Raw genomic sequence first — 22,092 nt, 5'->3', positions numbered from 1 at the left:
GGCCGGGTAAGGTGTCTTGCCTTATCCGGTTGCACCAAATTGGTGCGTAATTTATCCTGCCTTCGTGAACGATACTGCGCTACTTAACCAACTACTCACAGGCATACTCATCCTCGATGATCGCCTGACCATCCGTTACGTCAATTCGTCTGCTGAATCTTTGCTCGATCACAGTGCAAAGCGCCTGTTGGGCGAACCTTTCTCCGCGGCGTTTTATCAATGTTCGTTGGCGTCAGAAACGCTGATGGAGTGTCTGAATAACGAACAAACGGTATTGAATGCGGAAGCTCAGTTCGCGCTGCATTCCGGGCACAATATTCGGGTGGAAACCAGCATTCAGACAGTGGAGCAACCATTTGGACGTGCTTTGCTGCTGGAATTAAAACAAGTAGACCAGTTGCGGCGAATAAATCAGGAAGACCAACAGCGTAATCAGCTATTCGCTACCCAGCATTTATTGCGTGGTATGGCGCATGAGATTAAAAACCCGTTGGGGGGCTTACGCGGTGCAGCACAATTATTGGCGAGGCAACTGCCGGACGAGAGCCTGACAGAGTATACGGACTTGATCATCAGCCAGTCGGACCGGTTAAGGTATTTGGTCGACAGGTTACTTGGGCCGGAAAAAAGGGGTGAATCGAAGGAAACCAATATTCACGAAGTACTGGAGAGAGTCGCCAGAACCTTGGGGTACGAATATGGTGATTCGCTGAATTTAGTCCGGGATTATGACCCGTCGCTGCCGGGTATTCAGGTGGTTGCGGAAGCTTGTGAGCAGGTATTTTTGAACATTGCCCAAAATGCAGCACAAGCGATGTCCGGCGAAGGCACTATTACAATCAAAACCCGGGTGGAGCATCAATTGACTCTGTTTGGACAGCGCTATCGGCAATGTGCAGTGGTTACTTTGACCGATAACGGACCCGGTATTCCGGCAGAGCTGCGCGATACCTTGTTTTATCCGTTAATAAGCGGCCGTGCCGAAGGAACCGGGCTCGGCTTGTCGCTGGCACAAAACTTGGTGCATCAGCATAAAGGGAAAATCGATTTTGATTCCAGTCCCGGGACAACCCGGTTTTCAGTGTATCTGCCTTATCTTTCTGCAGAAAATGGTAATGAGGTGACGGATGACCACTAATGCTCAGTTATGGATAATTGACGACGACGACTCGATTCGCTGGGTACTGGAAAAAGCCTTTGCCGATAGCCGTTATCATGTGCGCAGTTTTGCCAATGGTGAGGACTTTTTCACCGCATTAAAGAGTGATAAACCAACTGTTGTGCTCACCGATATCCGTATGCCGGGTGAAAACGGCCTCGCAGTACTGGAGCGGCTGCATCAGACGCAGGAGCATCTGCCGGTTGTTGTTATGACCGCACATTCTGATCTTGAAACAACAGTAAAAGCGTTTCAGGGCGGTGCATTTGAGTATCTGGCGAAGCCTTTTGATATTGATGAAGCCATTACCGCCGTTGACCGTGCTCTGCAGCATGCCAGACAAAGTGAAAATGCACCCGCGGAAGCGGATGCAAATTCAGTTCCCGAACTTATTGGCGAAGCCACGCCTATGCAGGACGTGTTTCGTGCTATCGGACGCTTGTCGGGCTCAAGTGTTAGTGTGCTGCTTACCGGAGAAACTGGTACCGGCAAAGAAGTTGTCGCGCGTGCTCTGCATAAACACAGCCCACGGGCCGGCAAACCTTTTATTGCGCTTAATATGGCAGCAATACCGGCCGATTTAATTGAGTCGGAACTGTTCGGGCATGAGCGAGGGGCCTTTACCGGAGCCGATCGGAAACGCGTTGGGCGGTTTCAGCAAGCCGACGGTGGTACTTTGTTTCTGGATGAAATTGGTGATATGCCGTTACCGGTTCAGACCCGGCTGCTGCGTGTTCTGGCCGAAGGACAGTTTTACCCGGTAGGAGCGCTACAACCGGTAAAAGTGGATGTGCGTGTTATTGCTGCGACTCACCGGGAGTTAGAGCATCTGGTTAACCAGGGCACATTCCGGGATGACCTTTATCATCGGCTTAATGTTATTCGACTGCGGCTGCCGCCTCTGCGTGAACGAGCGGAAGACATTGATACTCTCGCCAGACACTTTCTTAAAAAATCGGCGGAAGAGTTAAATGTCACGCCTAAAACCTTGCTCGATGAAACGCTTAGCACACTTAAGGAGTACAATTGGCCCGGCAATGTCCGACAGCTTGAGAATACTTGCCGTTGGTTAACGGTAATGGCGCCCGGGCAACAAATTAGTTCCCAAGACCTGCCTGAAGACATTCTTGTGACCTCGGAACCTGCTCCGGCAGAGCCAGAAGGTGAACTTACCTGGTTACACTCGTTGCAAGCCGAGCTTGAACTGCAACCGTTAAACTCGCAGGATGTTCTGCAAAGTTATCAGCAGAAGCTGGAGCAGGTGGCGTTACAGACTGCGTTAAAACGTTTCTCCGGACACAAACAAAAAGCAGCCGCATGGCTGGGCTGGGGAAGGAATACCTTAACCCGAAAATTGAAAACTCTGTTAAAGTAAAAGTTATGTAAAGAGGCTCGTATCCACTCCCGGCATTTTGGATCATGGATTTATTTCTAGGAGAGAACAACAAGTTATGAGACATTCCGTACTACTCATTGACGATGATACTGAAATGTCAGTCATGCTGACAGAATTGTTTAAACGTGAATCTGTAGATTTAAGCGTCGCTGAAGATGGTGTCACTGGTCTTGATAAAGCACTCAACGGTGACTACGAACTTATTTTGTTGGACGTTATGTTACCCGGTATTGATGGCATGCAGCTTTTGCAACGCTTACGCCAACAGCACCGTGATACCGCCGTACTGATGTTGACGGCTCGTGGTGACGATGACGACAGAGTTATGGGGCTGGAGCTTGGCGCAGATGATTATCTGCCAAAACCTTTTAACCCTCGCGAACTGATTGCCCGTGTAAGAGCTCTGCTGCGTCGCACGCCAAACACGACCATGCAGAATGAAAGCCTGAATGTTTGCGGTATTGTGCTGGATCCCGATACCACCGAAGTGAAATGCGATGACGCTGAACTGATATTGACGCCAACTGAGTTTGATATTTTGCGTTGCCTTATGCAGCAGGCCGGGCAAATGGTTAGTAAGGATCAGTTGTCGGTTGCGGCACTTGGACGGAAAATGGAACCTTTCGACCGCAGTCTGGATGTGCATATTAGTAACATCCGGAAGAAATTCCCGGCAAAACCTGATCGTATTCAAACCATAAGAGGTCGCGGCTACCGACTGATTGCAAGCTTATGAAAAACTGGCGTACGCGGTGGTACCGATCGCTTGCTCTGAGATTACTTTTCATTTTCTGGGCGCTGCTTTCGGTCACGGCGGCCAGTGGTTATTTGTTAGCAGTCTGGAATAAACCCAAAGCTGAACTTAAACCACTGAACTCGGAGATTTATCAGACGTTACAGCCTTTATTGAGTGATGCCCTAACCTTTCACTCATTACAACCCGGCCGGCTTATTGCCGGTGACTACCGAGTTGCCGCGCAGTTATCGGTGCAGGGCAGCGAGAAGCTGTTAATGGACGAGATGCTGCGCGTGAGTCATGGTTCCACACTGTTGCGTATGCTGGGTCAGGATTCACCTCAGCAAATCCCTCTGGATGAACGCCTGTTAATGGGTCCTTTCGAGCTGGACGGCAATAAAATTCTGGTGACTAAGCCCTTAGGCATTGAAGAGCAGGTTGATCGTGAACAACTGGAAGCTGAGTCGACTCGTGCGCGCATACTGACTTTGTTGGTCGGCAGTGGTTTACTTGCGGTCTTGCTGGGTATTTGGCTGATTCGCCCTATACGACGAATGATTTTAGCAATGCGTGAAGTAGCTGACGGCAGTGCGACACCAGAACTGAAACGCTTACCTAAACGCGGCGATGAAATTGGCGAACTGGCCAGGGCTTTATCGCAGGGCGCAATTGACTTGGCAACCTCACGCGATGCGCAACGGCGCTTACTCAGTGATGTATCACACGAGCTGCGCTCACCTATGGCTCGTATGCAGGTGGCTTTGGATTTAACCGAAACCGATGAACAAGATCCGAACTGGCAGCAGTTACGTCGAGACACTGAACGATTAAGTGTAATTATTGAACGTATTCTTTCACTGTCGAGACTGGAGAATGGGCTGGTTGATTTGAACCATGAAAGCCTGGATAGCGGTGAACTGGTGCAGCAGCTTATTAACGATATGTGCTATCAGCATCCCCAAGTACGGGAGCGCTTGCTGCGCCACGGTAGTAATTGGCCGGTTATTGATACCGACCCTGAATTGCTGCGGCTGGTTCTCGAAAATATTGTTCGTAACGCGCTGCACTACACCGAAGATAACGTTGAGCTTTCTTGTGACGATTACGGCAAAAGCTGTCATATACGTATTCGGGACCATGGCCCGGGAGTTGATGAGAGCACCATAAGTAAACTGTTTGTGCCTTTTTATCGCGGCGATCCGGCACGACATCATAAAGCCGGCGTTGGTCTTGGTTTAGCCCTGAGTCATCGCGCGGCGGCTGTTCTGGGTGGCGAATTAAAAGCTCATAATCACTCTGAAGGGGGGCTGGAAGTCGTGTTAGACTTACCCAAAAGTCAGCCTGAACAGAAAGAATGAAGCAACCGCCTACTACACAACAACGCCCTGCGGACGACACGCCTGAATGGCTTGAGTTTTTTAATACCCAAGTCGAAGTCTTTTGGGAACAACAAGTTACGTCTCAGTACTTTACTGCATTTGATGGTATCAAGTTACACTTTGCTTATTACCGACATAGTGATTCCGCACCCTTAGTGGTTATTGCTCCCGGGCGAATTGAATCCGCCCTGAAGTATCAGGAACTGTTTTGGGAGCTGGCACAGCAAGGTTTTTCCGTTGCCGCACTGGATCATCGGGGGCAGGGTTTGTCGGGGCGCCTGACGGCGAACCCTCATCAGGGACATGTCGAAAACTTTAATGACTTTGTACGTGACTTCTCGGATTTTACTGACCAGTTGATGGCACAATTTGGCGATGTACCCAAAATGCTATTTTCCCATTCAATGGGTGGAACAATAGCGACCATTTACTGTGCCACTTACCAGCACCCTTATAAAAAATTGATACTTTCTGCTCCTATGTTTTCCATAGAAACAGGAATAGTTCCTTATTGGCTGGCGCGTTGGATAGTTTTTACAGGGGCCTGGCTAAACAAATGGCTGGCAAAGCCCTGGTACTTCCTCGGCATGGGAGATTATAAGCCGGTGCCGTTTGAGGATAACGTTCTGACGCACAGCCGACGGCGATATAAGGCTTTTCGGGATGCTTACGACAATGTTTCGGATGTTCAGCTAGGTGGGCCGACGTTTAACTGGCTGTATGAGGCCATTAGCGGCGCTATCAACGCCCAGAAACAGGCAAATGACATTACCATTCCGGTTATTCTGTTTCAGGCAGGGAGTGATAAAGTGGTTTCCGCTTCTGGACAAAAGAAAGTGGCCGCTGCGGTTACCCGAGACCACTTTCGGTTTGAGACCGTTAAAGGTGCGTCGCACGAACTTATGATGGAAGCTGACAAGTTCCGTCAACCTGTGCTGGACGCTCTTATTGAAGAAACCCGAAAACTTGTTAACGCTTAAGTGAGCCTTCTACCACGGCGACAATTTCAGGGTCCATGTGGACAATAATGTCGGCTCCCGGAAAAGCTTTCATCAGCTGGGCTTCAACATCGTCGGCAATGGCGTGTGCTCGTAATAGAGACAATTCGTTGGCCAGCTCAATGTGCAACTGAATAAAACGTACTGGACCGGCCTCGCGCGTGCGTAAACCGTGAAAGCCTCTGACACCGTCGACTGCCATTGTGATCTTACCAATCTGCTGTTGTAGCTCTTCTGACAACTCACGATCCATCAGTGCCTGAAATGCATCCCAGCCAATACGAACTGCACCAATAATGAGGTAAACCGCAATGCCGATAGCAAAAATACTGTCAGCCCAGAGCCAGCCATAGCTACTTAAAATTAACGCCACAATAACGGCTAAGTTCAGCAGTATGTCCGACTGATAGTGAAGGTTATCGGCCTGCACGGCCTGAGAGTTGGTCTGGCGAATAGCCATACGCTGAATAACAATTAAAACAAAGGTAATAACAATAGCAATGGCAGAAACCGCAATACCATAGCCCACTTTTGGCACACTGCCGCCCTGCATAAACTGTTGAACGCTGTGGAAAATAAGCAGCATGCTGGAACCGGAAATAAAGGCACTTTGCGCTAACGCCGCCAGGGACTCGGCTTTACCGTGACCAAAGCGGTGCTCTTCATCTGCTGGTTGCAAAGCGTAGCGAATCGCAAAAAAGCTGAATATAGAAGCGCCGCTGTCTAAAATTGAGTCGGTGAGAGATGCCAGCATACTGGCGGATTCGGTCTGGAACCAGGCAAAAAGCTTAATGGTAATTAAGGTTATGGCAACGATAACTGACGCTGTACTTGCCAGCCTTACCCAAAACGCATAATTCTGTTGGTAGTTTTTCTGATTTGCCACAGTACCGGTACACATTTATAAAAGATATTCTGCTATTCTACCGCTTTTACTCAAGTGATGAAAACGACCATGTTGCACCTTGTACTGTTTGAGCCTGAAATTCCCCCTAATACCGGCAACGTTATTCGTCTGGCGGCGAACACGGGCATGTCTTTGCATTTAATTGAACCTTTAGGGTTTGAACTGGATGAAAAGAAGGTACGCCGGGCGGGTCTTGATTATCACGATTTAGCGTCTGTGAATATTCATAAAGACTGGCAGAGCTTTTTGAATAATACCTCGTTTAACCGCATTTTTGCGTGCACAACCAAAGGTAAGACAAATTACTCTGCAGTGGATTATGAGGCTGGCGATGTTTTGTTGTTTGGCCCCGAAACCCGCGGGCTGCCAATGGAGGTTCTGGAAACTTTTCCGCAAGAGAACTGGTTGCGGTTGCCAATGGCGGATACCAGCCGAAGCCTTAATCTCTCCAATTCAGTGGCTATTTTTGCCTATGAAGCCTGGCGTCAGAACGACTTTACAGGCGCTCGTTAATTTGCTGTTTAGCCTTTCTTTCAATTGTCTGTTCGAACAGCGTGTTATCAAACAGCTGACGAAGTGCACGGCCTCTGTTGTTATCGGAAAAAGCCACGAATAAAGGTTGCGGGTCGGACAGCTGCTGTTTCTTATAAGGCTTTTCGGTCCAGTCAGGCAGGTTGTCTTTGTAGTCTATTACCGCGCTGACTCTTTCCATATCCAGCAGTGCAAAGCAGTCCAGCGAATTCGATGCCCGGTAAAAGGGTTGGTCGGTATCCAGTAAGGTTTGCATGAAGCGAGGACCGGATACACAAATAGGACCATCATTCGGCTCTTCAAGAGTGAAAAGAAAAATGCTTTCGTCGTAAGCAATATGATATTTAGACAGAATGATATTTTTAATTTTCTGATCAGGGCGAACACCAATTAATGCATCTGCACGGCCTTCTTGTAGTAATTGAATACTTCGCTGCCAACTGCTGACAACCGTATTGAGCCGGGAGGTAAAAGTCGGAAATACGGATTTAGCCAAACTCCATAATTTTCCCGTGCCGTCGGCATTCAGTAATCCCTGATGCAGAGCTCCTACAACGGTTAGTTGGTCAGGACGCTTTATGGGTTTTACAGGTGTTTCCAGGGTGACACCATACTGCTCGCGCAGCGCCTTCATCCGGCCGTTGGCGCGCATAGTTTGCAGGTGATAAGTCAGTTGAGGGATCAGTCTCGCATGACCCTCATTCAGGTAATGAAAACCAACCTCTGTCGATAACTTATGAGTAATTAAATGAGGGTTATCTTTCAGCTCTGAATTTTCAAATTGAAAATCCCCCATAAATGCCATTTGAATACGCCCCGAATCAAGTAGTTTTACCACTTGTTCAATATCAATAGGGGTGACAATAGACGGTTCGTAAGGCAGGTTGTCGACCAATTTGGTAATTGAGTCCATACCGTTAACATAGGCCAGACTTTCCATTTCTGACAATGGGCAGTAACCACAGTTGCGACGATCGGCTACTGCGATAATATCGAAAGTAAATAATGGAAAAGGCACCCGGCGCAGGTGTCGACGTTTGTCTTCCAGTAGCGCGGTTCTTCCGAGTTCCCCGGCTATGGTGCCTTCAGTGGCTAACTGCTCACCTCGTAAGCGGGGAAGTTCGATGTACTCGAGTTCGATACCGAGTTTTCCGTAAGCCTCTTCAAGCACCGCGGTTACATATTGCGTAAAGGGGCCTTCTTCGGGGGCACGGAAGGTCAGTTTCTGCTCTGAGAAGGCAAGGCTGGTCATCGGGAGCAGACCCGCGAGCAGTAACAGAAAGCAAAAACGTAACGGTGACTTCATAACAACGCGTGTGATCTTATTTCATAAAAGAGCGGTTAGTATAGCAGTGTTCAAAGGTGCGTCACGAGATCTGAAAATCATTTGTTTTCATAGTGTTATATTTATTAACAGTGGCTTTACTCTGTCGTATCGCATAAGTTAATTCTGTGAGAATTTTAGGTCTGTCTATAATAAATGCGTTAATCTATTGTCCTATATTTGACAGATAGGTCGCTAACGCTCTAGCGTTGCAGCCTGTTGATTTTGTTAGTTAAGCTATTCTAGCGGTGAGAGCCGTCGGTAACTAGGGGTTTTATTTATGGTTAAGTCGTTGTTTTCCTTGCTCTCTTTGGCGGCATTGTCATCAGCTTTTGCGGCGCCGTCAAATGCTGCCGATGATGATACGTACCGGCATTTATTGTTGGCTGGTGGTGGCCTGACGGCCTGTTCCAGTTTCGCGTCGGATAACTGTGATGACGTTGACTGGATAGATAAGGAAACGATGCGTACCGACAGATATTTAAACCTGTCGAAAAAGTTTCGTTCTAAGGCAACGGCAGAATCGGTTTGGCCTACTTACCGTGAAGAAACTCGCAAAAAAGTCGCTGACGCACTGGAATTAATTCACGAGCGTTTAAAAGAGGATATTGTTCCTGAACGCGTTTTTTTGCGTGAATTTACCCGTCGTGCAACCCAGCAGCTTTATAACGCATTGTCAGACGCGGAATGGAACCGAATTATCGATTTGATTGAGCTTCCTGTTCCTGACTCTGCCCGCGAAGTCGTTAATTTGGATGAAAACCTGAAAGGTGAATCGAAAGCGATTTTTCAGCGCTTTGTTGAAATGGCTCAGTCTGTTGCCGGCGATGATCAGAAGCCGGTTATTTATTTTCTGACCTCCGCATCCCGTAACCCTTATGACGCTATCGACTTTTACAGCAGTGTATTTGAGCAGTTGGGAGCTGAAGCGCGTTGGTTGCCGCTGGATTCCGCTGTTGTGAAAGCTCGGCGTGAAGGCCGCTGCGATGAGCTGGCAAAAATTCAACAAAAGCAATTAGGTGCTTATGAACGTGATCGGGTGCACAGAGAGCGTTATAAAGAACAGGTCGCATTTTGCAAAGACTCTGATACAGCTGCAGAAATGATAGCAGACGCCGATGGGCTATTTTTTAATGGCGGCGACCAGAACTTAACCCGTTCGACTTTTGTGAAAGCGAATAATCAGCCCGGCGATGTGCTGAAAACGATTATTGCCGCTGTTCAACAAAAAGAAGTGGTTGTTGGCGGAACCAGCGCAGGTACGGCGGTCATGACCTCTAAGCCAATGATCTCCAACGGTACAACTGCTCAGGCTATAAAAGAAGGCGCTATCGCCTCTGATCCACCCGCATTTGGGTGTGATCTAGACACTACTTGTCCGCCTAATGTTGGACCGGATAGCCTGACTTACCACCCATTAGGGGGGCTGAGCTTGTTCCATTACGCGACCTTAGATACACATTTTTCTGAGCGGGGCCGACAGGGTCGTTTAATGCGTTTAGCGGCTTCAAGCTCAACGCCCTTGTCTATTGGTATCGATGAAAACACTGCTATGGAAGTGAACCTTGAAACTGGCGGCTTTGATATTATTGGTGAGCGCGGTGCTTTCTTTGTGGAAGATGCACAAGGAACCGATAATGCCGTAGCTGCTACGTTTCATTATCTGGTTGCCGGAGCATCTGGTGTTATTTCACCTTATGGATTACAAACCGCCGAATTTGCAGAAGGTGATGATGTGGTTCAGGAAGAGCCTACTACGAACTTTCTCAGCGACCGTGGGTTAATCGATTCCATGCGTATTTTGTGTGGCGAGCGTAAGCAGGTTAGCGTGCTAAATAAAGACTTTCGCCTAATTGCACAGCGTGGGGAGTCCAGTCGGGTGCAGTCTTCAGGTGGTGAGTGTCAGATTGTAAACGGCAGCATTGGTATTGCCTGGCAACCACAGGAGCAGCTGTAACAGCTGGAGAATCGGGAAAGCGAGTGCTGAGGTTACAAGGGGTCTTTTGGAGGACGCCCGTGAATACATCCCTGTAGGGCTTGTGCAGCGCCATCCATGGCGCTGCGCACCTCCATAAGACCCCTTGCAACCGTCAGGCGCACTCTTATTCTCCGATATTCCATTTCTTCAGGCGACGCCGAACTCGGCGCGATACGCTTCAACTTTGGGCAAATATTCGTTAAAGGCGTCGTCATCTTTTAAGAAGTTGATCACATCATTTAAGCTTACAATGCTAACCACCTGAGCGCCAAAATCGTGTTCAACCTCCTGAATAGCCGACAGTTCGCCTTTGCCTTTTTCCTGACGGTCCAGAGCAATGAGCACGCCGGATAATTCGGCACCGTTAGCTTCGACAATCTCCATGGCTTCGCGAATAGCTGTGCCTGCGGTGATCACGTCATCCACCAGCATCACCTTGCCTTCCAGCGCAGAGCCCACCAGGTTACCGCCTTCGCCGTGGTCTTTCTTTTCCTTACGGTTAAAGCAATATGGGGTGTCCTGATGATGGTGGTCGTATAAGGCAACCGCTGTGGCGGTGGCAATTGGAATGCCTTTGTAGGCGGGGCCAAAAAGCACAGCAAAACTGATACCGGAGTCGACCAACGCGGCGGCATAAAAGCGGCCTAAGCGAGCCAGGTCAGAACCTTTATTAAAAAGCCCCGCATTAAAAAAGTACGGACTGGTACGCCCGGACTTTAAGGTAAACTCACCAAACTTTAATACACCACGCTCAATGGCAAACTCAATAAACTCTTTTTGATACGCTTTCATTGCCTGATTTTTCCTCGCCTGCTTTTATATTTAAGCTTACGCTAACGCTTGTTTCTGAATATCAATTAACTCGCGAATACTGTGACGCGCCATTTCGACTAAGCTGTTCATTTCGTCAAAACTGAAGGCTTCGCCCTCGGCTGTGCCCTGAATTTCGATAAACTTGCCGGCTTCTGTCATAACAATGTTCATGTCAGTATCGGCTTTTGAGTCTTCAATGTATTCCAAATCGCTAACCGGTTCACCGTCTAAAATGCCGACCGAAATTGCCGCGACCATTTCTTTTAATGGGTTTACTTTGACCATACCTTGCGCCCGCATCCAGTTCAGCGCGTCAACTAATGCCACACAGGCACCGGTGATAGACGCGGTACGTGTGCCGCCGTCGGCCTGAATGACGTCACAGTCGATAGTAATGGTGTGCTCACCTAAGGCGCTCATGTCGATGCAGGTACGCAGTGAACGGCCAATTAGGCGCTGAATTTCTAAGGTACGACCGCCTTGCTTACCGCGGGAGGCTTCGCGGGCAGAACGGGTATGAGTTGCGCGTGGTAACATGCTGTATTCAGCGGTAACCCAGCCTTGACCTTTACCTTTTAAAAAGCGAGGAACACCTCTTTCTACCGAGGCATTACAAAGCACCTTGGTTTCGCCAAACTCGATTAAAACCGAGCCCTCTGCGTGTCGGGTAAAGTTACGGGTAATGGTTACCGGTCGAATTTGTTGTGCCGTACGGCCACTTGGACGCATGTCATCTCCTTACTGAGTGAATGTCGCGATGTATAAATTGAGCGCAATTGTAGCAGAATTGCACGATTAATGGATCGCGATTCGCGCAGCAACGTATTACACTAGACCGAGCAAAAGAATATGAGCGGGAGGCAGTATGTCGCGTTCAGATGATGAAGAATTTGAGTTGTTTCGTCAGGAAATGACTGACGTAACGCCCTTGGCGGGTGAAGAAGTTGCTGATATTAAGCAGGCTTTTGAACCGACGCTGGCGCAAAAAGAGCGCCGCCGCGCTGCTGAGGCAGAAGAAGCTGAAAACGAAAACTTTTTATCGACTGAGTATGTAGACTTGGTTGAGCCGGAGGACGTTATTGAGTTTCATCGCGATGGTGTTCAGGCTGGAGTGTATAAACGCCTTAAACAGGGGCGTTACAGTATGGAAGCCAGTTTGAACTTGCACCACCATACGTTGGCGGAGGCACGCACTGCGCTGTTTAACTTTGTGAAAGACTGCCATGCCGCGGGTGTACGTACGGCTTTAATCATTCACGGCATGGGCAAGCACACAAAGCCGCATCCGGCACTGATAAAAAGTTACGTGAATAAGTGGTTGCGCGAGCTGGAGCCGGTACTGGCGTTTCATAGCGCACAGCGACCCCATGGTGGCCGCGGCGCAGCCTACATAATGATGAAAAAGAACGCCGAACAGAAACAAAAGAACCGTGAAAAGCACGCTAAGCGGTAACAGAAACGATTCGTTTTAAAGGAACCGACATGATTCAAAGTATGACTGGCTATGCTCGTTACGAGCAAAAAGCCGACTGGGGCACCGCAGTTTGGGAAATTCGTTCAGTTAACCAACGTTATCTGGAAACCTACTTTCGTTTACCGGAAACTTTCCGTTCTCTGGAAAATTCATTGCGTGAACAGTTTCGTAAAAAGCTGCAGCGCGGCAAAGTCGAGTGCAAGCTTAGCCTGCAGGTAGATGAAGCCCAGCAAAGTGCCTTGTCGATTAACGAAGACCTGGCAAAAAGTGTGATCGCCAGCGCCAAATGGGTAAGCCAGCACTCCGCTGCCGGGCAGTTAAACCCTATTGACGTTTTAAAGTGGCCAGGCGTTGTTGCTGCTCAGGACCAGGACATGGACGAACTGCAAAAAGACGTTCTGGCCGCATTGGAGAAGACCACCAATGACTTTATCGAGAACCGCAAAAGCGAAGGCGCAGCCATTGATAAAATGCTGCAGGAACGCCTAGACGGTGTGACTACTCAGGTAGCTTTTGTGCGTGAACGCATGCCGGAAGTTATGGCTTGGCAACGTGAGCGCTTACTAACCCGGTTTGAAGAAGCCAAAGTTGAGTTGGAGCCGCAGCGCGTTGAGCAGGAAATGGTGATGCTGGCGCAGAAAACCGACGTAGCCGAAGAGCTCGACCGTTTAGACGCCCACGTGGAAGAAGCCCGCAAAATACTGAAAAAAGGCGGCCCCTGCGGACGCCGCCTGGACTTTATGATGCAAGAGTTCAACCGCGAAGCAAATACACTCGCCTCTAAGTCTATCAACTCTGACATTACCGCTGCTGCGGTGGAATTGAAGGTTTTGATAGAGCAAATGAGGGAGCAGATCCAGAACCTGGAATGATGTATTTTGACGTAGCCTGCGGTTCTACCGCAGGTGCGATTTCATAATTCAGTAAACCTCAGCAATCGCGCAATATTCAACGCATCATCAATGCCGCGATGGTGCGTTCCTTCAAACGATAAACCATGATATTTCATAGCATTGGCTAAACCAGCGCTACGACTATTCACTTTGCCCTGTCGCCATTGTTGCTTGATGTTAATGTGCGACAGTGAGAAGAATTCAGGTGACAGTTCATGACGGCGGAACTCTGCTCCAATTTGATTCTTGTCGTAATTACCCCATGACCCCCAAGCCGCTAAATCATAATTCTCCAACCACTGGTTTATCTTAGACACTACGTCTTGATAAACCGGGGCTGAGTCAACATCCCTTTGCGTAATACTGGTTAATTGAGTACAAAAATTGCTGAGCTTTGGATGTACCTGTGGACGAACCATAAACGATCGGGAGTCCACCACGGCTCCGTCTAATTGTGCGATAACACAACCGAACTCGATAATTTCCATATCATCGACGGTTTGCTTACGGTCTAAACCTTCAACATTGCCATCCCAGCACGTGGCTTCAAGGTCGACTATTAGATAAAGCCTGTTGGAATTCACAATACTCGGGTCCATAGGTAAAAATCTGATTTGATATTTGAAGAGAAACTTTCAATGAGAGCTCTACCTCGACTTTTCGTAGACCGTCATTGTGAAGTGAACCGGTTCGTTAGTGCTGTTTTGGTAGGTGTGCGCAACGTCCATTTCGGCGGTCATTGAGTCACCTGCCGATAAAGTATAAGTTTCTCCATTCACCAAAACGTCTAAACATCCTCCCTCAACGTGAATGAGTTCAATGGTTCCTTTAGAGTGCGCCTCAGATACAAATTGTTCTTTGGGAAACATAGACCATCGCCATAACTCAATCATGATTGTGCCCTTTGAACCTGCAAGCAGTCGAGCAGCCCCCCCATGTTCACCATTCCAGAGTGTCGGAATGTCCTGAGGCTGTCGAATCGTTACTTTCGGGTCGTCTGATACAGCTACTATATCCGCCACAGAAACAGCGAGTGCATTGGCTAATTTGCATAGAATCCCTATGCTTGGGTTGGCACGCCCCTTCTCTATTTGCACTAGCATCCCCTTGCTGATTTCGGCATTTTTAGCCAGCTCATCAAGGGACATTCCGTATTGCTTACGAAAGGTGTAAACGCGTTTTGCGATAGCTTCATTAATAGCTGTTTTATCTTTATCGGTCATTATATTGACTATTTGTTTCTTTATATTAAACTGACGATAATTTCCATTATCGTTGACTTAAACGATTAGAACAACGCAGGAAGTGATAATGTTTGAGTTTGTCAGTGTATTCGTTATGGGTGCCGTAATTTCTGGTGGATTGATTATCGCAATTGGTAGCCAGAACGCCTTTCTGTTAAAAACCGGGCTAACGAATAATCATCCGTTTGCAGCGGCGACGGTTTGCTTTGTTGGCGATATTCTACTTATTGGTGCGGGCGTGTTTGGCGTTGGCGCGCTATTTTCGATTGAAAGCATCTGGGGGCAAATGCTGAGCTTAGCGGGCGCTATTTTCTTAATTTGGTATGGAAGTAATGCGCTAAAAGCTGCAATAAAAGGTGAAAGTCGATTATCGATCGATGAAGGGGAAAGCAAAAGAACATCGCTTAAAAGCGCATTATTGATGTCGTTTGCAATGACATTTTTAAACCCACACGTTTATATAGACACTGTTGTTCTGGTTGGCGGCGTTACCGCTGGCCTTGAGCAAGTCTATAGACCGTGGTTCGTGGCCGGAGCTTTATGTGCCTCTGCAACGTGGTTTTACACACTAGTATTTGTTGCAAAAAAGCTCGCTAGTAAACTGAATAAACCAAAAACGTGGCGTATTATTAATGCATTAATCAGTGCGGTAATGTTTCTAATCGCCGGTAGCCTTTTAGTCGATGTGGTTCCGTACTGGTTTTAGTCGATAGAGGATGCACAGGCACTCGAGTTTGCAAAATGAGCCGAATACACCTACTATTTGGCTCATATAGTGAGCCGAATAGGTTTGTTATTCAGCTCACGACGCAAGCAACTAAGGGTAATCAGCAAATGACCGCGTGGCTTTGGCAACATAAAGACTGGCCGAACATGGTTTGGCAGCAACAGCAGCTGGCGCCTTTATTGCGTGGCGTTTACGATCGTCTTGGTCAACTAAAAGGTAAATTTGCACTGGTTGAGAATGACGCTGAGTTTAGTCTGGATACGCTCTTGGCAAATATTGTTGCATCATCGGCGATAGAGAGTGAAAAAGTCGATGTGTACGCGGTGCGCTCATCCTTAGCCCGGCAGCTTGGTATCAATGATAACTCTCCGGTGAAAACAGATGGTTCGTCGGAAGGGGTAGCCAGTTTGATGCGATCTGCAGTAACAGACCTGGATGAGCCAATTAAATTAGAAAGGCTACTAAATTGGCATCGGTGGTTGTTTGAGCATCATGAGTCGCTTATGCAAAAAATAGAACCCGCTGTTTTGCGCGGTGAAGCACCCATGCAAATTGTTTCTGGCCCTATTACACGGCCGACGGTTCATTTTGAAGCGCCACCAAGAGACACTATTGACCCAGAGCTCGAAAGCTTTGTTAATTGGTACAACGAAACGCAACATGACCCGCACTATGACCCCCTATTACGCGCCGCTATTGCGCATTTGTGGTTTGTGACAATACACCCATTTGAGGATGGTAATGGGCGCATAACTCGAGCGCTTACCGACAGAGCGCTGGCTCAGGCGGATAAACAAAGTATTCGGTTATTTGCGATGTCCGAAGCGATTCTGGCAAATCGTACGGGTTATTACGACATACTGGAATATACTCAGAAACATGGGGTTGATATAACGCCATGGCTTGTTTGGTTCTTACAAACACTTGCCGAGGCTATTGACGCTGCTCTAGTAAAAATTGACCGGGTTGTCGCTAAGGCAAAATTCTGGGCTCACCACGCGGATAAAAATGTTCAGCCGAATCAGCAAAAGGTGCTTAACCGGTTGTTGGATGGTGACTTTGCGGAAGGCATTAATGCATCGCAGTATAAGTCGGTGGCTAAAGTGAGCAAAGCAACGGCGACGCGACATTTGGCGGATATGGTTGCACAAGAGCTGCTGTATAAAACACAAGGTGGGGGGCGAAGTACGCGTTATAAGGTTTCAACCTAGCTTAACAACAACCATGCCCCACCAAGGTACAGCACCGTAATAAGTACGCTTTCCAGACCAATACGGCCGGGCCCTTCACGCTCACGCCGAATGAGGCCCATTATAAGAATGGCTGACATCAATAGTGTTAAGCACACCCAGAACAAGGTACCGTCGGTCATGGTGTGATAAATCGATCCGTCGCGGTAGGCAATATCCGATGCGGCGGTAAATAAGGTATCAAAGGCATTACCGCCGATAATGCCGCCGACAGCCAGGGTCAATGCACCACGCCGAACGGCTGCGACGGAAGTGACCAACTCCGGAATTGAGGTGCTAATGGCGGTTAGCATAACGCCTACTATGGTTTGGGTCAGTCCGGTCTTCGCGGCAATGACAGTTGCTGAAGGCTCCAGCATGTAACCGGCAAAACCGAGCACGACAAATAGCACAAAAAACTCACTCGTCAGCCTTACCATTGACGGCATAAGATTTATGTCATCCGGCTTGTCTTCACGAGTTTCACGAGTTTTGGTCGGAGCCCACATGGGTGCATCGTGCGCCCGGTGCACAAGGTGAATACCGTAGATATAAACAAGAAACAGTATGGGCGTCACAGGGTGTAGTCCCCAGACGGTGACATCAGGCAACAGCGGAGTCATGAGAATAAGTGAGAGCAGGACAATAAGCAGCGCGTTTTGCATCATGTTTGGAACCGATGCTGCTGCATGTTCAAGATTCGCGCGTCGGTAGACCATATCGGCCACAGCCAGGAAGAAGGTCTGTACCGCAATACCGCCCAACGCATTGCTCATTGCTAACTCGGCATTACCGTTCCACGCGGCGGTAACGGAGAGCACGGAGCCGCCAATGGAAGTTGTACCACCCAGTAACACCGCGCCTGCTGCGGCTTCACCGATACCTGTACGGTCAGCAAGCTGATCGACAATACGCGTAATACGGGTTCCGGCAATAGCGATAACCAGAGCGCAAACCCCAAATACCGCCAGCCCTTGAAATAACGTCCAGTTATCAGGGTTTAACAAATACTAAAGCCCCTTATGACGACTGATAAAATGAGTATAGCTAGCTGAGTAGGCGGGTCAAACGCGGTGGTGTTCTGTCTTAATTTGGTTGTTATAGGTTATCCTGCAGCTACAATGCTATGAAAGGGGTGGGCGATGCGAAAAAACGACAAAAAACTTGAGCGCGAGATAATCCGCGAGCTGACTCAAATGTGCGAAGCCGCAAAGTTTGATCATGAGGGCTTTATCTGGCTGACTCATGAAGTGAACTACCAGCGCTTTCCGCAAAGCTTAAAGGTGACGCTTGTGTTTAACGAGAGTGTAAGCGAAGAGGTTTTGCTGGCAGAGTTTCAGGCGCTGATTCCAAAAGTGCAGTTGGCACTTGAACCGGTAATAGGTGACCCCTTGCCTGCAGCGCAAATTGAAGCTTGCCGGGAACATAGACTGCAATAAGCAGCTGACTGCCTTAACAATTTACCCTGCGGTCGTGCCTGCGTTGACATACTGTGCTACAACAGATATTAAGTTTATAAACCTTACAGGAGAGAACACACATGTTTGAATATAAAAAGATAGCGCTGGCGGTTTCGCTGGTGTTAATGACTACAGCCTGCTCTGATGCTTCCAAAGAAGAAGCGACGACGGCAACTGCGGAGTCGAAAACCGCGACGACTGAAAATGCTACCCAGAATGCTGAGCAAACCGAATCTGAGAAGGCGAATAAGCTGTTTGAAGATATTTTTATGGAAAATGTCATGCGCAGCCCAATGTATCAGTCTTACCTGGGTATTAAAGAAGACCAGGACAAATGGGACGATATTTCTGAAGAGCGCGCAAAAGAAGATTTAGAGTTTCAGAAAGCTCAGCTGGAACGGGTAATGGCCATTGATGAGTCTAAGCTGAATGAGCAGACTAAAATAAGCTGGACGTTGATGAAGCAGAAGCTGGAAAACGACATTGCTGACTTTAAATGGCGTCACTATAACTACCCGGTTAATCAAATGTTCGGCATGCACTCCAGCGTTGCCTCGTTGCTAATTAATCAGCATGGTATTAGCGAAGTGGGCGACGCAGAAGACTATATTGCGCGTCTTAATGGCCTGCCCGAGTTATTTGATCAGTTGGCAGAGAACCTGGAACTGCGTGCTGAAAAAGGAATTATCGCGCCGAAATTTGTTTACCCTTATGTCATTAGCGACAGTGAAAATATCATTACCGGTGCGCCGTTTGATGATGGTGAACCTAGCGCGTTATGGGCAGACTTTTCTAAGAAAATAGACGGCTTAGATATTGATGATAGCCAGCGCGATGAGCTTTTAGATTCGGCGAAAAAAGCGATGCTGGAATCGGTAAAACCAGCGTATGAAGGCTTAATCACCTCAGTGGAAGGCATTGCTGAGCAAGCAGGTACCAAAGACGGCGCCTGGAAATTCCCTGACGGCGAGGCTTTTTACAATAACGCGCTGAAGCGCACCACCACGACTGACCTGACTTCAGACGAAATTCATCAAATTGGCCTGGACGAAGTAGACCGTATTCACGAAGAAATGCGCGGCATTATGAAAGAAGTTGGCTTTGACGGCACCCTTCAGGAATTCTTTGTGCATATGCGCAACAGTGACGACTTTACTTACCCAAGTACTGAAGAGGGCCGTCAGCGTTACCTGGATGAAGCGACCGCTTATATCGATAATATGCGTGGACGTCTTGACGAATTGTTTCTTAATAAACCAAAAGCTGACTTAACGGTAAAAGCGGTAGAACCTTTCCGCGAGAAATCTGCGGGTAAAGCTTTCTATCAGCAGCCGTCAATGGACGGTTCACGTCCGGGAATTTATTACGCCAACCTGTACGATATGTCATCTATGCCGACGTATCAGATGGAAGCATTGGCTTACCATGAAGGTATTCCGGGTCACCATATGCAAATTGCAATGGCGCAGGAGCTGGAAGGTATTCCGAGCTTCAGAAAATATGGTCGTTACACGGCGTATACTGAAGGTTGGGGGCTTTATACCGAAAAACTTCCAAAAGAGATTGGCCTTTATGAAGACCCTTACTCCGACTTTGGTCGTTTAGCGATGGAGCTGTGGCGCGCGGTTCGTTTGGTAGTGGATACCGGTATCCATGACAAGAAATGGACTCGTGAAGAGGGTATCGATTTCTACGTGAACAATACGCCGAACGCGAAAGCCGATGCCGTAAAAATGGTTGAGCGCCATATTGTTATGCCAAGTCAGGCAACTGCGTACAAAATTGGTATGATCAAGATTCTGGAATTGCGTGAAAAAGCCAAATCAGAGCTTGGTGATGCCTTTGATATTCGTGAGTTCCATGATGTTGTACTGGGTAGTGGTCCGGTTCCGCTTAATATCCTGGAGCAATTCGTTAACGACTATATTAGCGAAACGAAAAATTCTTAGGCCTTTTCTCTAAATACAGCGCATCATCGCACTAACTCTGCGGTGATGCGCCGAGCATAGCAAAACCATTTTCCACTGTTTTAAACAGGTTTTACCTGCCTGTGCGAAATTATGCAATTTTGTGTTCGTATATTCTGCATACACATTCCAATCTTTACAAAACCGCGCTAGCATAGAAAAAAAGCGGCTAAAAACTCTTATGAAATATTGGCAGAAATACGGTTGTCGCTAGTTTTGACGACGTTGCCTTCGACAGCGCTCAGAGCAGTATTTAACGTCATCCCAACAGTCCTTCCATTTTTTACGCCAGACAAACGGACGTTGGCAAACCGGGCATAGTTTACTGGGTAAATTGGTTTTTTGATGTGTCAACGAGTGGGCATCCATTTGAACCAACGCGGTACCCTCTCTTGGTATTGTAGGTATTCATCACCATAAAGCTCCTGAAGCGCCTGTTCCTCTTTTGAAGCCTGTAATCTTATCATCGCCACACCTGTAGCCAGACAGACCAGTGTAAACAAACTGGGGAGTGTTAAAAAGAAACCCAGTTGTCCCAGCATAATAGCCAAAAACATGGGGTTACGTGAACGTGAGAAAGGGCCTTTGGTCAGTAAATTACGATTTCTATCGTTATCGATACCTGAGCGCCAGTCTTGTCTCATGTAGGCGTGGTTATAGCTTACTAACCCCAGAGATGCCAGCATATTGACCATGCCAATAGAAAGCAGCCACGGGGTATAAAGCGGTGTAATGACACCAAGCCAAGGGTCTATTGGAAAAAAGACCCGGGCAATGCAAACTATTAAAATAGCTCCGCGGAAAAGGTTAAAAACCTGTCTGACCCACCAGGTGACACTGCCTTTCTTTCCATATTGGATATGGCTTTGTGCGGTACGACTGGATAAACCGATGGCAGTACTGGCGTAATGAACCGCAATAAATAGAAAGTACAGGGCTAAAAAGTGACGGCTAATCAGGTCTATATCAAACAAAAAGCTCTCCGTTTAATTGGTCTGCTTAATGCTTTCTATTTTACGGCTCCTTAAAGATATTGAAAGAGTTGAGTGAAATCTCCACTTCTGTGCTATTGATTAAGTAAGCGATTTATACTGAGAGTAGCGTTATGCAACATACATTTTATTCTGGTCTGGTTTTGAGCGGAGTGCTGCTATTAGCGGGCTGTGTATCACCCTCGTCTTCCGTGCTTATTGGCGATGCCCGTCCGGAGATTCCAGCTGAGCAAGTAAAAGTCTATTTAGAAAAGCCAGATAACTATGAGGAAATTGCCTTAATTGAAGCAACCAGCGACTCCTCGTGGAGTTTTGGCGACCAGGCGAAAATGGATGCTGTATTAAAGCGCCTGAAACAGGAAGCTGCAAAAGTTGGGGCGAATGGAATTTTACTCGAAAAAACGGGTGATAAAGAAGGTAACTCCGTTTATGTGGGCACCGGTGCCGGAGGCTACTCAGGGAACGTTGGGTTTGGTGTCAGTGTGGGCAAAGCGTTTGGACTGACTGATAAAACCGGAGAAGGCATCGCTATTTATGTCGAGCCCGGTAAAGAGGACGCCGACCCGGTTGAGGAGCAAGAATAAAAGCGGTTTTCTAACTGCGAGACAATGTCTTGATTAAGTGCCAGCCAAATTGGGTTTTGACCGGGCCATGCACTTCAAGAGTGGGTTTGCCGAACACGACTTTGTCAAAAGCAGGAACCATTTGTCCGCGGTTAAACTCGCCTAAGTCACCACCTTTTTTACTCGATGGGCAAAGTGAATGCTTACGTGCAAGCTCAGCAAACTTTGCACCCTTAGTCAGTTGCTCTTTTAGTTTTTCGGCTTCATCTTTCGTTTCAACTAAAATATGTAATGCGTGTGCTCTTGCCATTTCTTATCTCCG

At 47.8% G+C, this 22,092-nt stretch carries 24 protein-coding genes; 14 read left to right on the top strand and 10 right to left on the bottom strand.

Annotation, left to right across the window (positions count from 1 at the left end):
- Nucleotides 1-64 precede the first annotated feature (64 nt).
- The 5 genes from glnL to Q5L94_RS06695 all read left to right on the top strand — a co-directional run bounded on the left by glnL (nt 65) and on the right by Q5L94_RS06695 (nt 5,650).
- Entirely contained in the window at nt 65-1,138 is a 1,074-nt protein-coding gene (gene glnL / locus Q5L94_RS06715; RefSeq protein WP_317497679.1) for a nitrogen regulation protein NR(II), read from the top strand.
- Complete coding sequence (gene ntrC / locus Q5L94_RS06710) at nt 1,128-2,534, top strand: nitrogen regulation protein NR(I) (protein ID WP_317497678.1); 1,407 nt, start codon at nt 1,128-1,130, stop codon at nt 2,532-2,534. The genes glnL and ntrC overlap by 11 nt, the downstream gene beginning before the upstream one ends.
- Before the next feature lie 76 nt (nt 2,535-2,610).
- Nucleotides 2,611-3,291, top strand: coding sequence for a response regulator transcription factor (locus tag Q5L94_RS06705; protein WP_317497677.1), 681 nt, complete (start codon nt 2,611-2,613; stop codon nt 3,289-3,291).
- Between the two features lie 92 nt (nt 3,292-3,383).
- Entirely contained in the window at nt 3,384-4,649 is a 1,266-nt protein-coding gene (locus tag Q5L94_RS06700) for a HAMP domain-containing sensor histidine kinase (RefSeq protein WP_317497676.1), read from the top strand.
- Nucleotides 4,646-5,650 carry an alpha/beta hydrolase gene (locus Q5L94_RS06695; protein WP_317497675.1) on the top strand — a complete coding sequence of 335 codons (1,005 nt, stop codon included), beginning with the start codon at nt 4,646-4,648 and terminating at the stop codon, nt 5,648-5,650. Before Q5L94_RS06700 ends, Q5L94_RS06695 begins: the two co-directional genes overlap by 4 nt.
- Here the strand turns inward: Q5L94_RS06695 and Q5L94_RS06690 are convergent.
- On the bottom strand, nt 5,640-6,569 hold the full coding sequence (locus Q5L94_RS06690) for a cation diffusion facilitator family transporter (protein WP_317497674.1): 930 nt from the start codon (nt 6,567-6,569) through the stop codon (nt 5,640-5,642). The genes Q5L94_RS06695 and Q5L94_RS06690 overlap by 11 nt on opposite strands.
- A 54-nt stretch (nt 6,570-6,623) precedes the next feature.
- On the opposite strand from Q5L94_RS06690, the gene trmL reads away from it, so the two are divergent.
- Complete coding sequence (trmL, locus tag Q5L94_RS06685; RefSeq protein ID WP_317497673.1) at nt 6,624-7,088, top strand: tRNA (uridine(34)/cytosine(34)/5-carboxymethylaminomethyluridine(34)-2'-O)-methyltransferase TrmL; 465 nt, start codon at nt 6,624-6,626, stop codon at nt 7,086-7,088.
- Here the strand turns inward: trmL and Q5L94_RS06680 are convergent.
- On the bottom strand, nt 7,072-8,412 hold the full coding sequence (locus tag Q5L94_RS06680) for an ABC transporter substrate-binding protein (RefSeq protein WP_317497672.1): 1,341 nt from the start codon (nt 8,410-8,412) through the stop codon (nt 7,072-7,074). The genes trmL and Q5L94_RS06680 overlap by 17 nt on opposite strands.
- 298 nt (nt 8,413-8,710) lie before the next feature.
- Between Q5L94_RS06680 and Q5L94_RS06675 the strand changes: the two genes are divergently transcribed.
- Nucleotides 8,711-10,387 carry a cyanophycinase gene (locus tag Q5L94_RS06675; RefSeq protein WP_317497671.1) on the top strand — a complete coding sequence of 559 codons (1,677 nt, stop codon included), beginning with the start codon at nt 8,711-8,713 and terminating at the stop codon, nt 10,385-10,387.
- Between the two features lie 168 nt (nt 10,388-10,555).
- Here the strand turns inward: Q5L94_RS06675 and pyrE are convergent, their stop codons facing one another.
- Together pyrE and rph are read right to left on the bottom strand one after the other, a co-directional pair.
- Nucleotides 10,556-11,200 carry an orotate phosphoribosyltransferase gene (gene pyrE / locus Q5L94_RS06670; protein ID WP_317497670.1) on the bottom strand — a complete coding sequence of 215 codons (645 nt, stop codon included), beginning with the start codon at nt 11,198-11,200 and terminating at the stop codon, nt 10,556-10,558.
- A 36-nt stretch (nt 11,201-11,236) separates the two neighbouring features.
- Nucleotides 11,237-11,950 (bottom strand): ribonuclease PH, encoded by a 714-nt coding sequence (gene rph, locus Q5L94_RS06665; RefSeq protein ID WP_317497669.1) that lies wholly within the window; start codon nt 11,948-11,950, stop codon nt 11,237-11,239.
- Nucleotides 11,951-12,086: 136 nt separating this feature from the next.
- On the opposite strand from rph, the gene smrA reads away from it, so the two are divergent.
- Nucleotides 12,087-12,674: a DNA endonuclease SmrA gene (gene smrA / locus Q5L94_RS06660; RefSeq protein ID WP_317497668.1), complete on the top strand. Its 588-nt coding sequence runs from the start codon at nt 12,087-12,089 to the stop codon at nt 12,672-12,674.
- Between the two features lie 29 nt (nt 12,675-12,703).
- Nucleotides 12,704-13,567: a YicC/YloC family endoribonuclease gene (locus Q5L94_RS06655; RefSeq protein ID WP_199493760.1), complete on the top strand. Its 864-nt coding sequence runs from the start codon at nt 12,704-12,706 to the stop codon at nt 13,565-13,567.
- A 41-nt stretch (nt 13,568-13,608) separates the two neighbouring features.
- Here the strand turns inward: Q5L94_RS06655 and Q5L94_RS06650 are convergent, their stop codons facing one another.
- The gene (locus Q5L94_RS06650) at nt 13,609-14,187 is read right to left on the bottom strand and encodes a 3'-5' exonuclease (RefSeq protein ID WP_317497667.1); all 579 of its coding nucleotides are present in this window, start codon (nt 14,185-14,187) and stop codon (nt 13,609-13,611) included.
- A 48-nt stretch (nt 14,188-14,235) separates the two neighbouring features.
- Nucleotides 14,236-14,811 (bottom strand): XRE family transcriptional regulator, encoded by a 576-nt coding sequence (locus Q5L94_RS06645; protein ID WP_317497666.1) that lies wholly within the window; start codon nt 14,809-14,811, stop codon nt 14,236-14,238.
- Nucleotides 14,812-14,899: 88 nt separating this feature from the next.
- Between Q5L94_RS06645 and Q5L94_RS06640 the strand changes: the two genes are divergently transcribed.
- The gene (locus Q5L94_RS06640) at nt 14,900-15,538 is read left to right on the top strand and encodes a LysE/ArgO family amino acid transporter (protein ID WP_317497665.1); all 639 of its coding nucleotides are present in this window, start codon (nt 14,900-14,902) and stop codon (nt 15,536-15,538) included.
- A gap of 128 nt (nt 15,539-15,666) precedes the next feature.
- Nucleotides 15,667-16,770, top strand: a complete 1,104-nt coding sequence (locus Q5L94_RS06635) for a Fic family protein (protein WP_317497664.1) — start codon at nt 15,667-15,669, stop codon at nt 16,768-16,770.
- Here the strand turns inward: Q5L94_RS06635 and Q5L94_RS06630 are convergent.
- Nucleotides 16,767-17,795 carry a sodium:calcium antiporter gene (locus tag Q5L94_RS06630; RefSeq protein WP_317497663.1) on the bottom strand — a complete coding sequence of 343 codons (1,029 nt, stop codon included), beginning with the start codon at nt 17,793-17,795 and terminating at the stop codon, nt 16,767-16,769. The two genes, Q5L94_RS06635 and Q5L94_RS06630, sit on opposite strands and share 4 nt — an antisense overlap.
- Before the next feature lie 135 nt (nt 17,796-17,930).
- Between Q5L94_RS06630 and Q5L94_RS06625 the strand changes: the two genes are divergently transcribed.
- Both Q5L94_RS06625 and Q5L94_RS06620 read left to right on the top strand, forming a co-directional pair.
- Entirely contained in the window at nt 17,931-18,227 is a 297-nt protein-coding gene (locus tag Q5L94_RS06625) for a hypothetical protein (protein WP_317497662.1), read from the top strand.
- Between the two features lie 101 nt (nt 18,228-18,328).
- Nucleotides 18,329-20,197 (top strand): DUF885 domain-containing protein, encoded by a 1,869-nt coding sequence (locus Q5L94_RS06620; RefSeq protein ID WP_317497661.1) that lies wholly within the window; start codon nt 18,329-18,331, stop codon nt 20,195-20,197.
- A gap of 228 nt (nt 20,198-20,425) precedes the next feature.
- Here the strand turns inward: Q5L94_RS06620 and Q5L94_RS06615 are convergent, their stop codons facing one another.
- Both Q5L94_RS06615 and Q5L94_RS06610 read right to left on the bottom strand, forming a co-directional pair.
- Complete coding sequence (locus tag Q5L94_RS06615; RefSeq protein ID WP_317497660.1) at nt 20,426-20,569, bottom strand: DUF2256 domain-containing protein; 144 nt, start codon at nt 20,567-20,569, stop codon at nt 20,426-20,428.
- A complete protein-coding gene (locus Q5L94_RS06610) occupies nt 20,566-21,189 on the bottom strand; it encodes an isoprenylcysteine carboxylmethyltransferase family protein (protein ID WP_317497659.1) in 624 nt (207 codons plus the stop codon). The genes Q5L94_RS06615 and Q5L94_RS06610 overlap by 4 nt, the downstream gene beginning before the upstream one ends.
- A 131-nt stretch (nt 21,190-21,320) precedes the next feature.
- Here Q5L94_RS06610 and Q5L94_RS06605 point away from each other — a divergent pair, with 131 nt between their 5' ends.
- A complete protein-coding gene (locus Q5L94_RS06605) occupies nt 21,321-21,791 on the top strand; it encodes a hypothetical protein (protein ID WP_317497658.1) in 471 nt (156 codons plus the stop codon).
- Nucleotides 21,792-21,801: 10 nt separating this feature from the next.
- Here Q5L94_RS06605 and Q5L94_RS06600 read toward each other — a convergent pair whose 3' ends face one another.
- Nucleotides 21,802-22,080: a peptidylprolyl isomerase gene (locus tag Q5L94_RS06600; protein ID WP_317497657.1), complete on the bottom strand. Its 279-nt coding sequence runs from the start codon at nt 22,078-22,080 to the stop codon at nt 21,802-21,804.
- Nucleotides 22,081-22,092 lie beyond the last annotated feature (12 nt).

It is taken from the genome of Idiomarina sp. Sol25 (genome assembly GCF_033052775.1).
GTDB lineage: Bacteria > Pseudomonadota > Gammaproteobacteria > Enterobacterales > Alteromonadaceae > Idiomarina.
This window is presented reverse-complemented; position numbering and strand designations above follow the sequence as displayed.